This window comes from Streptomyces sparsogenes subsp. cuspidosporus (assembly GCF_039532705.1).
Classification (GTDB): domain Bacteria; phylum Actinomycetota; class Actinomycetes; order Streptomycetales; family Streptomycetaceae; genus Streptomyces; species Streptomyces sparsogenes.
Map to the genome: position 1 here is coordinate 1 of NZ_BAAASD010000122.1, position 1,550 is coordinate 1,550.

At 69.1% G+C, this 1,550-nt stretch carries 1 protein-coding gene; it reads right to left on the reverse strand.

The features are described from left to right. The coding region (locus ABFY07_RS42630) for an acyl-CoA carboxylase subunit beta (protein WP_346179604.1) at positions 1 to 1,550 on the reverse strand (1,550 nt) is incomplete at both ends.

The following is a 1,550-nucleotide window of genomic DNA, read 5'->3' on the forward strand; positions in this document are numbered from 1 at the left end:
GGGATGTTGCCGTGCTTCTTCGGGGGGAGGCTCTCGCGCTTGTTGCGGAGCGCGCGCAGGCCGCGGACGATGTGGCGGCGGGTGTCGGAGGGCATGATCACCGCGTCGACGTAGCCGCGTTCGGCGGCGATGTACGGGTTCAGGAGGGTGTCCTCGTAGTCGGTGATCAGCTCGGCGCGGGTGGCCTCGGGGTCCTCGGCGGCGGCGATGGTGCGCCGGTGGAGGATGTTGACCGCGCCCTGGGCGCCCATGACGGCGATCTGGGCGGTGGGCCAGGCGAGGTTGAGGTCGGCGCCCAGGTGCTTGGAGCCCATGACGTCGTAGGCGCCGCCGAAGGCCTTGCGGGTGATGACCGTGATCAGCGGGACGGTGGCCTCCGCGTAGGCGAAGATCAGCTTGGCGCCGCGGCGGATGATGCCGTTGTACTCCTGGTCGGTGCCGGGCAGGAAGCCGGGCACGTCGACGAAGGTGAGCACCGGGATGTTGAAGGCGTCGCAGGTGCGCACGAAGCGGGCGGCCTTCTCGGAGGCGTCGATGTCCAGGCAGCCCGCGAACTGGAGCGGCTGGTTGGCGACCACGCCCACCGGGTGGCCCTCGACCCGCCCGAAGCCGGTGATGATGTTCGGCGCGAACAGGGGCTGGGTCTCCAGGAACTCCCCGTCGTCCAGCACGTGCTCGATGGCCTTGTGCATGTCGTAGGGCTGGTTGGCGGAGTCCGGGATGAGGCTGTCCAGCTCCCGGTCCTCGTCCGAGACCTCGAGGTCGGCCTCGTCGGGGAAGGCCGGGGGCTCGGAGAGGTTGTTGGAGGGGAGGTAGGACAGCAGTGCCTTGACGTACTCGAAGGCGTCCTTCTCGTCGGCGGCCATGTAGTGGGCGACACCGGAGGTGGTGTTGTGGGTCCGGGCGCCGCCCAGGGCTTCGAAGCCCACGTCCTCGCCGGTGACGGTCTTGATCACATCGGGTCCGGTGATGAACATGTGGGAGGTCTGGTCGACCATCACCGTGAAGTCGGTGATCGCGGGGGAGTAGACGGCCCCGCCCGCGCACGGTCCGACGATCAGGCTGATCTGCGGGACGACGCCCGAGGCGTGGACGTTGCGGCGGAAGATCTCGGCGAACAGGCCGAGGGCGACCACGCCCTCCTGGATCCGGGCGCCTCCGCCGTCGTTGATGCCGATGATGGGGCAGCCGGTCTTCAGGGCGAAGTCCATGACCTTGACGATCTTCTCGCCGTAGACCTCGCCGAGCGAGCCGCCGAAGATCGTGAAGTCCTGGGAGTAGACGCAGACCGGGCGGCCGTCGACCGTGCCGTAGCCGGTCACCACGCCGTCGCCGTAGGGGCGGTTCTTCTCGATCCCGAAGTTGGTCGAGCGGTGGCGCGCGAACTCGTCGAGTTCGGTGAACGAGCCCTCGTCGAGGAGCAGGCCGATGCGCTCGCGCGCGGTCAGCTTGCCCTTGGCGTGCTGCTTCTCCACCGCTCGCGCCGACCCCGCGTGGGTGGCCTCGTCGATGCGGCGCTGAAGGTCCGCGAGCTTCCCCGCGGTGGTGTG